This window comes from Desulfopila aestuarii DSM 18488 (assembly GCF_900143695.1).
In the GTDB taxonomy this organism is placed as follows: Bacteria; Desulfobacterota; Desulfobulbia; order Desulfobulbales; family Desulfocapsaceae; genus Desulfopila; species Desulfopila aestuarii.
In genome coordinates this window covers 1-8,628 of sequence record NZ_FRFE01000064.1, presented here as the reverse complement: position 1 = coordinate 8,628, position 8,628 = coordinate 1, and the positions used below count along the sequence as shown (strand labels likewise).

At 46.1% G+C, this 8,628-nt stretch carries 6 protein-coding genes and 1 pseudogene; 6 read left to right on the top strand and 1 reads right to left on the bottom strand.

The features are described from left to right. The 3 genes from BUF15_RS25755 to BUF15_RS25745 form a co-directional block, all read left to right on the top strand. Positions 1-305: transposase domain-containing protein (locus BUF15_RS25755; RefSeq protein ID WP_143170894.1), on the top strand; the 305-nt coding region annotated here is incomplete at its 5' end. A 349-nt stretch (positions 306-654) separates the two neighbouring features. Continuing rightward, entirely contained in the window at positions 655-1,356 is a 702-nt protein-coding gene (locus BUF15_RS25750; protein ID WP_073617173.1) for a Crp/Fnr family transcriptional regulator, read from the top strand. 190 nt (positions 1,357-1,546) lie between these two features. After that, entirely contained in the window at positions 1,547-2,248 is a 702-nt protein-coding gene (locus BUF15_RS25745; RefSeq protein ID WP_073617171.1) for a flavodoxin family protein, read from the top strand. A gap of 401 nt (positions 2,249-2,649) precedes the next feature. Here the strand turns inward: BUF15_RS25745 and BUF15_RS25740 are convergent, their stop codons facing one another. Continuing rightward, a complete protein-coding gene (locus BUF15_RS25740) occupies positions 2,650-3,978 on the bottom strand; it encodes an MFS transporter (protein ID WP_084554615.1) in 1,329 nt (442 codons plus the stop codon). A gap of 1,138 nt (positions 3,979-5,116) precedes the next feature. Here BUF15_RS25740 and BUF15_RS25735 point away from each other — a divergent pair. The 3 genes and pseudogenes from BUF15_RS25735 to BUF15_RS25725 form a co-directional block, all read left to right on the top strand. Next, complete coding sequence (locus BUF15_RS25735) at positions 5,117-7,078, top strand: alkyl/aryl-sulfatase (protein ID WP_073617175.1); 1,962 nt, start codon at positions 5,117-5,119, stop codon at positions 7,076-7,078. Then, positions 7,078-8,334: an OmpP1/FadL family transporter gene (locus tag BUF15_RS25730; protein WP_084554613.1), complete on the top strand. Its 1,257-nt coding sequence runs from the start codon at positions 7,078-7,080 to the stop codon at positions 8,332-8,334. The genes BUF15_RS25735 and BUF15_RS25730 overlap by 1 nt, the downstream gene beginning before the upstream one ends. A 67-nt stretch (positions 8,335-8,401) precedes the next feature. Then, positions 8,402-8,628: pseudogene (locus BUF15_RS25725) on the top strand (IS256 family transposase); the annotation flags it as partial.

Here is an 8,628-nt window from a genome sequence, read left to right as displayed (position 1 = left end):
CCGTCTACCTTGACCAAGGCGTAGTCGGCCCAGACAATAATGCAGCTGAAAATGCCATCAGGCCGTTTGTGATAGGCCGCAAAAACTGGCTCTTTGCCGGTAATCCTGCCGGAGCGGCAGCTAGTGCCAGCCTCTACAGTCTCGTCGAATCAGCGAAAGCAAATGGCCTGGAACCGTACAGATATCTTCGTTTTATCTTCGAAAAACTTCCTTTCGCAGAATCGCAGAGCGATTACGAAGAGCTGCTACCGAACAGGCTCAAAGCCGCCGACCTCCTTTTGCCGCAATCAATAAGTGGGGTTTAATTAGCGGATACAGGAGAAATTCCTGACTATCTCATTGCCTTTCTCTCCACGTCAGGCTCATGATTCAAAACAGATTTCAAGCTGATTGTTTGATCTTAAACTTTGAGAACTTCATCTATTTTGCTGAACAGTCTGTATCTTAAGTTGAGGCATTTATTGAATTCGATTAGATGATTTGGTAACCATAATACTTTTTATTATCGAGAACACTCATGAATTCTCAACGATCATTAATGGTTCCTGAACGGTTTGTTTTGCATGAGGTGCACGGACAAGCCCCGCATCCGCCCTTGCCGCCGGTAAGAACTGACAGCCGTAATTCCTTTCAGATTAAATAGGAGAACTTTCAATGCAATGCCTCTGCGAAAAGCTTAGTGCTGATTTTCCCGAACTCTCTCCGATTTGCATTGGCCATCTTTGGCTATTTCGTGATCTGCCGAATGAAACGCTTAAAGCAATGAGCCAGTCAGCAATTCGCTACCGAAAACAGCGAGGTGAGCAAATTTTTCTCGAGGGAGATTTGGCGGAAACTATGTTTCTCATTAAAGGCGGCAGAATCAAACTAAGCAAATTGTCCGAATCTGGAAATGAACTGATTCTTGGTTATCGAAAACCAGGGGATTTTATTGGCGAGAACGTCCTCACCGACGCGGGAACCTATCCCTGCAGCGCTTGGTGCCAAGAGGAGACTCTCGTATGTGGTTTTTCAAGACAGCAATTTAATGCGCTGATTCTCGAACATCCACATATCGGGTTGCAAATTATCAGGAATATGAGTGAGCGGATTAACTGGCTCTCAGATCAGGTTGGCAATCTTGCTACCGCCAATATAGAAGATCGTTTGTACCGTGTTTTACAAAACGTGGCAAAAGAACATGGAGCAGAAGATGAACGAGGCTATATCCTTAATTTTACAATCACCCATGAAGAACTCGGATTTCTCATAGGTGCCCACAGAGTTAGTGTAACACGGGCTATGAATACGTTAAAACACAACGGCAAGATAGCAGCTGACGGTAAGTCACTTGTTATCGCGCGCATTCCTCAGTAACCGCCAACTTCCTTTCAAAATCTCATTCCGGATATTCTCGAAAGGCTTCCCATTTTTTTCAGTTATGTAGTCGGTGCTACAACATGATTTACCTAACCGGTTACAATGATTTTCACTGTCGGCACCATAACAGCCGATCAAGTAACTGTTTTGCCGCAAAATCTAAACAACAATTAATCTGGAGGGAAATATGAAGATTCTAGGGATATCAGGGAGTCCACGCAAAGACATTCAGTCCGGTGTTTACAAACTGGTTGAAACGGTTTTGGAAAATAGTGGTTGTGAATATGAACTTATTTCACTGCGGGGCAAGAAAATTTCCGGATGCATAGCTTGCTTGGGTTGCGTCAAAGACAATATTTGCAAAGTGGATGATGATCTGACCGAACTCAGGCAAAAAATAGTCGATGCTGATGCCTATGTGTTTGGAGCTCCGAATTATTATTCAACAATTAATGCAATGTTCCATGCTTTTATTGAACGCTGGTTTCAATTTCGACATCAAACTGGGGATACACTTTGGGGCAAAGTGGCTGTCGCTGTTGGTGTTGGTGGTACCGCTGGACAAGCTCCAGCGGATACAATCGAGAAGTTTCTCCTTTATAACTTTGTAGAAACGATCGCCAAGGTGTCGGGACAAGGCGCAGCCTCCTGCTACAGCTGCGGTTACGGTGAAACCTGTCAAGTGGGTATTCCAGTAATGCTTCATGGAGCGGGAGTAAAAATCAGCGAAGAAATGATCCCCAATGTTAGCAAACAGCCTGAATTGATGAAAGCTGCCGCGATCGCCGGTGATCTGCTAGGACAACGCCTTCGGGCAGGAAACGACCGCCAGAAAACCACTCAGGCAATGCAGGCAAAACTTATGGCAATGTTTGGTGAAACAGCCTGAAAAAAGGTGATATTATCTGCTTTGGTTGCCAACAATAATCATTTCCATCGAAATGATCCTTAAATAGAGATTTGCTCTGGCAAGCCTCTATTTAAGGCACAATCTAGCAATTATTCTTGTTCCCGATATGGCAAACAGCCCTACTTCCTTAGATATATAGAGAAATGGAGTAACTGCAAAGCGAAGCCTACCAAAGAATTCCTTAGATGGCTCTACTTCAAACAGTTGAGAGGGAAAAGCCTCAGACGCGAGAGGTATTCCATGAACCTTGCCAGACGGCATGTCCTCAGTTCACCGTTTTTCTTCTATCAAAGGTGCCTACAATGCAAATCTTTCCCCCTCCGCCATTCGTCTCCTTTTTGGCGATTCCGTGACGGAATATGGCTTGAGAATATCTCCGTTTAGTCAGCCACCTGAAGACTGGGGGCGGTTTTTCTAGCCGGTGGGACGCGAATCAACAGAAGAAGTGAAACGATACAGATGACGCAGGACATGAAAAAAACCTCTCGAAACTGTCCCGTCATATCGATCAGCCAACCGGCCAGTATCGGCCCGATGATGGAGCCGATACCATATATCAGAGTCCAGAGTCCCACGATTCCCCCTGCCATGTTGGAAGGGAAGTAATCCGAGGCCGCCGCCGCATAGACGGGCCAGACAGCTCCGTATCCGATACCGTATAATGCCGTCAACGCATACAGAGACCAGAATGAGTTCGTAAATGTCAGGCCCAGTGTGGCAAGCCCCATAACAATACTGCAGAGCAGCATGATTTTCAGCCTGCCGATTTTGTCTGAGAGTGATCCCAGAAAGTACATTCCTATGAAACCAAACAGGGCAATCATTGTAACAAGTCGGGTAGAGTTGGCGTATGACATATGCAAGGTTTCACGGGCATAGATGGGAAGAAATGTGAACAAGATGATAACGGTTGTCCCTACCAGGGAATAGGCCAGGCCGATGAACCAAAAGATTTTGGTTTGAAGTACTTCCCGGTAGGACTTGATAAAACTAATTAATCCCTGACGGGAGGCCGAATTTTCTGCTGATCTCTGATGAGGATCTTTAAGCATAAAGGCATCCGCCAGCGCGATTCCGATGCCGCAGATCCCGATCGCCAGCCATCCGGCACGCCATCCGGCTGCCGAGACAATCACAGGAACGATCCATCCCCAGATCAATATGCCTGTACCCGCTCCCATGGTAACAAAGGAGAGAGCAGCTCCCCTCTTGTTATCGGGGACCCATTTCTGGACCAGCACCACCACAGGCGCCCAACAGGCCGCATGTCCGATTCCGGCAATAGCGAAGAAGAAGGCAGCTTCATTAAAGCTGTTGGCAGTTGACATCATCAAGGCACCGGTTCCAAGGATGGCGACAAATAACGTAACGAGCATTCGGTAGCTGTACCTGTCGGACAAAGCGCCCAGAAACGGCGTGCATATAGTGTAGACCAGGAAATAGGTGGTCAAAATGGCACCGGCCTCTGTCTTGGTGATCCCAAGGTCCGGCAACATTTCAGGCAACAGCATGCCGTACGCGTAGCGAACGGAATAGGCGATAAAAGCAGTCAGAAATCCTGCGGCGATGATAATTAATGCTCTATTCTTCAATTGAACCCCTGTGATAGGAGCTGATGGGGTGATAAGTAGTCGCTTTCTAAGGGTCCCTAAAAATTCGGCTCCCCACTCGAAACCGCTGCATTGTATACATCTTACTACCCTTTTCATACCGATCTCACAATGTTTTCTTCGTTCTCTATTATCCTCATGTCAGGATTCCAATTCTTTCGGCCCACATGTAGAGAATTTGCTCAATTTTTTGCCAGTGTGTTTGTTGAATCAAGGTGAGCACTGGCGATGTAATCGCTATCACCAAAGGGGCTGGATTTACATGTTTCCTGACAGGGTCGTACAGGATAAATATTTAGAATTGCGGCAAAATGGAGCAACTGTCAGGAAGAGATTACCAAAGATAGGGACATACGAGCGTCAGAAGGTCATGCTTGTCAATCTCATTACCTGCTATTCGATCATGAGTTCATGGATAATCTCTCATCAGAGATCGCATTTTTGCTGTTAGAATTACGAACCCGACTGATTTTTTCAGGACAGTAGTTCTATCAACTTGCATCGTTACAGGAATAGTAAGACCGTTCATAACGGCCATGTTAAGTTGATCTTCTCGGACTCCAGCCCTTTGGAAATTCAGAGTCTGTAGCCTTGCTGGGTATTTCCATCAAATTACATTCAGATGTATCTGCGAGATGTCAAATCTCTTCCGGCCACTTGCTAAAGTTCGCCGTAGCTCTCTTATCAAAATTTCCTATCTTTAGAGGAAGGCTCTCCGAGCAAAAGTTACTTAGAAGATATATAGATTACGAAAATGACAGAGTAATAAATATCTACGATGTGCCAAAAGGATGTTTACCCTTTGGCCAGGAAACAGCTGGCTATCTAGGCGATAATGATTCCTGATACCATAACCTTGATTTATATAAGCCAGCTGCTTAGGGTGGATTGAGATGTTTTTTGGTTAGGCTTTGGCCTGTGATAAAGAATAAATGCATCCACCGAGTAATATCCTTCTCATGAGTCCAGAATTCTCATTTGTCAAAATGTAAAATGAAAACCTGTTTTTTGGATGCATGGCCCTACGATTTTCATGTTTGCCGATTATCATTTATGGAACTGGGAAAATTATAGTCTTACAAACACATATCCTATAAGGAGAAGACAGATGTTGATGAGAAAAACCACAACGTGGTTGTCCCTTGTTATGTTGTCTATGGCTGCATCAAGTTTTGCGGCCGGAGGAGGAGAGATAGTCACTTCTGACCCAACGAAGCATTTTGACCCCAAGGGCAAAATGCCTTCTAAATATACAATCGAATTTCAAAACGGTATGCGCAATACCTTGCCATTTGAAGATAAGCGCGATTTTGAAGAGGCTCAAAAGGGCTTTATTGCTGCTCCCGATTACAAGCAGATTATGGCCGAGGCTGGTCATGTTGCCTGGGACATGGGGAGCTATGAGTTTTTGCTGACAGATAAACAATACGATACTATCCACCCTTCACTACAGCGCCAGGCGGTGCTTAATATGGCCTATGGTCTGTATGAGGTTCTCCCTGACAAAATTTATCAAGTGCGAGGATATGATCTCGCTAATATCACGTTTATCAAAGGTGATACAGGTTGGATTATCTTTGATCCATTGACGGCTAAGGAGACAGCAGCAGCCGCTTTGAAATTTGTTAATGAGAAACTTGGTGAACGCCCGGTGGTTGCTGTCGTCTATTCTCACTCCCATGCCGATCATTTCGGAGGTGTTCGTGGCGTAGTTGACGAAGCCGATGTTGTAAGCGGCAAGGTGAAGGTGATTGCTCCCGTCGGTTTTATGGATCATGCGGTGTCTGAGAACGTCTATGCAGGCAACGCCATGACAAGACGGATGTTTTATCAGTACGGCGTACTTCTGCCACGTAGCCCTTTTGGTCATGTTGATCAATCAATTGGCAAAAATACTGCTGCAGGCAACCTTGGTCTTATCCCACCGAACGTTATTGTCGATGGGGATTTCGAGGATATGACCGTTGACGGTGTAAAAATGGTTTTTCAGAACACTCCTGGGACTGAGGCACCAGCTGAAATGAATACCTACTTCCCAGACATGAAAGCTTTCTGGGCGGCAGAAAATATCACAGGCACGGTGCACAATATCTACACCCTGCGTGGTGCCCTCGTGCGCGATGCATTGAAGTGGTCGAAGAATATCAATGACGCCCTCTATCATTTTGGTACAGATGCTGAGGTTATGTTTGCTTCACATAGCTGGCCACGCTGGGGAAACGAGCGTATTCAGGAGGTGATGCGTGCCCAGAGAGATATTTACGCCAATCTCAACAATGAGGTGCTGCATCTAGCTAACCAAGGCGTCACCATCAACGAAATTCACAATCTGTACCATCCACCCAAAAGCCTGCAGAACCAGTGGTCAGCGCATAGCTATCATGGTTCAGAAGAGCATAACAGCCGAGCAGTCGTGAATCGATACCTGGGATATTGGGATGCCAATCCCGCCACCTTGATACCGCTCTCGCCACGGGATTCCGCTCCTCTCTATGTTGAGATGATGGGTGGGTCTGAAAACATCATGAAAAAAAGCAGGGAACTCTATGAGGAAGGGAAATACCGCCATGCCATGGAGATCCTCAATAAACTGGTTTTTGGTGAACCTGACAATCAGGCGGCTAAAGACTTACTGGCAGACGTGTATGAACAGATCGGCTACCAGAAAGAGAGTCCCAGTGTGCGTAACAGTTTTTTAGCCGGAGCGTACGAATTGCGTAACGGCATCCCGCAAGGAGCTTCTCCGAAAAGTTCAGGGCCAGACATGATTCGGGCAATGACCACCGAACTCTGGCTTGATTTCCTGGCGATTCGCCTTGACAGTAAAAAAGCGGAAGGGACGAGTTTTCTCATCAACCTGGTTACACCTGATAACGGTGAGCAGTTTGTTGTTGAACTGAGCAATGCAACGCTTACAAATATCAAGGGATTCCAAACCCCAGATGCTGATCTGACAATTACCATTGATCGGGCGGAGCTCGAGAAAACGATGATGGGCGCGGTAAGCTTTGATGATCAGATTACGTCAGGCAAGGCCAAACTCGTTGGTGATCGCTCTGCTTTTGATAAACTTAAAACAATGTTGGTTCAGTTTGATATGGGTTTTGAGATTCTTCCTGGGACCGGCACAAAAGACCTTACACCAGAAATCAAAGCATTTGCAATTGAACCTCCGGCAATCGAAACGATCACAGATTGATGTTATCGGTGGAGGATTTTATCTTTTCAGGCCGATCCTGCCAGGATCGGCCTGACGCGTATACGAGGAATGCTAGAGGAGATTACAAGGTGGGGTGCAGAATTAATGGAAGTTTACTGGTTTTACCGTGTCTGTTTATTCCGGGAATTTCAATGTCAGCAGGTTTATGGCTTTATGAACTTGGTACGCCTGATCTGGGAACAGCAGGAGCTGGCAGGGCGGCAATTGCAACCGATGCATCCACGGCAGGTTCAAACCCTGCAGGAATGACACGACTTGATCGCTCGCAGATGTTAGTGGCGATTGAGGGAATTTACGTAAATTCTCGTTTCGACCTGGACTCCTCTTCATATGGTGGTGGTGATGGCGGCAACGCTGGTGGGTTTGTACCAGCCGGGAGTATGTATTATGTGCATAGTCTTTCAGAAGATCTCAAACTGGGAGTGAGTTTTGGTTCCAACTTTGGTCTCGGAGTTGATTATGGTGACAGCTGGGCTGGCAGGTATTTCACGACTGAAGCAGAATTTGTTACAGTTGGTTTGAATCCTTCCGTTGGCTATAAGGTTAACAACTGGATGTCTGTGGGTGCTGGAGTAGACATACTCTATGCTCAGCTGACACAGAAAGTTGCTATACAAAATGCTTTTGATCCTGATGGTGATGGTCAACTCAAACTTGAAGATGACGATGTGGCCTATGGTTATAATCTCGGAATTCTTTTTGAGCCGAGAACAGACACACGATTTGGTATCACCTATCGTTCAAAGCTAGATGTTGAATTCAAGGATGTGGCAAGCCTTTCTAATATTGGACCGGTACTGCGAGCATTGCTCAATGGCACCGGTTTATCCGGAAGTACTGTGGACCTCAAAATGACAGTGCCCCAGGCGGTGATGCTGAGTGGATATCATCAGCTTAACAGGCAATGGGCAATTATGGGGAATATTGGCTGGCAGGACTGGAGTGCGTTCGGCAAGCAGGATTTGACATTGGCATCTGCCGATTCCCAGACCTTTACCAAAAACCTGGACTATGATGATACTTGGCATGCTGCCCTGGGGGCTCAATACCGTTTTGCCCAACAATGGTTGTGGTCTGTGGGGGTAGCGTATGACACTTCTCCTGTCAAAGATGATGACAATCGTACCCCTGATCTTCCTCTAGACAGGCAAATTCGGGTGGGCACAGGTATTCAGTATGATTGGAATGAGGAGATAACGAGTTATGCTCAAAAGTGGTGTTTGAGGGAGAATTAAAAAAGAAATGACGTATCCTGTTGGAATCAGTTTGCCAAAACAGAATTCCAACAAAAAAGGATACGTCATGATCAACAGTAAAGTTATCACACTGAAAAAGCCAGGAGAGTTTGTCGAAGACCCGCTGACCGAACTGTTACGTATCGGCGCCCGACAACTCATTGCTGATGCGGTTGAGGCTGAATTGCAAGACCTGCTCCAGCATTACGCAGAGCTGAGAAATGAGAAAGGGCACATGCAGGTTGTGCGCAATGGCTATTTGCCTGAAAGAGAAATTCTCACAGGGCTTGGGCC

Excerpts from the sequence above, each read along its gene's own strand:
- BUF15_RS25750 (WP_073617173.1), top strand. The coding sequence starts at position 655 with ATGCAATGCCTCTGCGAAAAGCTTAGTGCTGATTTTCCCGAACTCTCT.
- BUF15_RS25745 (WP_073617171.1), top strand. The coding sequence starts at position 1,547 with ATGAAGATTCTAGGGATATCAGGGAGTCCACGCAAAGACATTCAGTCC.
- BUF15_RS25740 (WP_084554615.1), bottom strand. The coding sequence starts at position 3,978 with ATGAAAAGGGTAGTAAGATGTATACAATGCAGCGGTTTCGAGTGGGGA.
- BUF15_RS25735 (WP_073617175.1), top strand. The coding sequence starts at position 5,117 with ATGCCTTCTAAATATACAATCGAATTTCAAAACGGTATGCGCAATACC.
- BUF15_RS25730 (WP_084554613.1), top strand. The coding sequence starts at position 7,078 with ATGTTATCGGTGGAGGATTTTATCTTTTCAGGCCGATCCTGCCAGGAT.